Raw genomic sequence first — 539 nt, 5'->3', positions numbered from 1 at the left:
CTCGTTGGACATGTTTCTTCTGAAAAAGTCCATCGTAAACTTTTACAAAAAATTGGCAAAGAACCACTTCTAGATTTGGGGATGCGTCTTGGTGAAGGGACAGGAGCAGCTATGGCAGCTGGTATTGTCAAAGCTGCTGTTTTAACTCATGCACAAATGGCGGTTTTGGAACAAGAAAGTTTGAATGCCTAAAAGATCATAAGACGGATATAAAAAATCTTAAGAGCTTTGTTCATGCGTCTTGTCGTGTAATTTAATATAATTAAGTGGAAGTTCTGTTGTATATTTAATCTGTTCCATTGCGAAAGAAGAAGAGACATCACGGATGTCAATTTTAGAAATTAATTTTTTATAAAAAAGATCATAAGCTTCAATGTTGGGCACAACAACACGCAATAAATAGTCAATATCTCCACTCATTCGATAAAATTCAATGACTTCACGGAATTCTTGCACAATTTTTGAAAAACGCTTAAACCATTCATGACTATGTGTATTTGTGCGAATAGACACAAAAACAGTGACGTGTGCGTTTACTT

General features: G+C 35.3%; 2 protein-coding genes. One reads left to right on the top strand and one right to left on the bottom strand.

Annotation, left to right across the window (positions count from 1 at the left end):
• A partial coding sequence (locus ACFIO3_RS15500) for a nicotinate-nucleotide--dimethylbenzimidazole phosphoribosyltransferase (protein ID WP_375704826.1) occupies positions 1 to 192 on the top strand: 192 nt, incomplete at its 5' end.
• A gap of 27 nt (positions 193 to 219) precedes the next feature.
• On the opposite strand, the gene ACFIO3_RS15495 is transcribed toward ACFIO3_RS15500, so the two are convergent.
• The coding region (locus tag ACFIO3_RS15495; RefSeq protein WP_375704825.1) for an Lrp/AsnC family transcriptional regulator at positions 220 to 539 on the bottom strand (320 nt) is incomplete at its 5' end.

It is taken from the genome of Bartonella sp. AD328YNZD (assembly GCF_042196425.1).
Note: the sequence above shows the minus strand (reverse complement) of the source record. Positions and strands in the feature narration are given on the sequence as shown.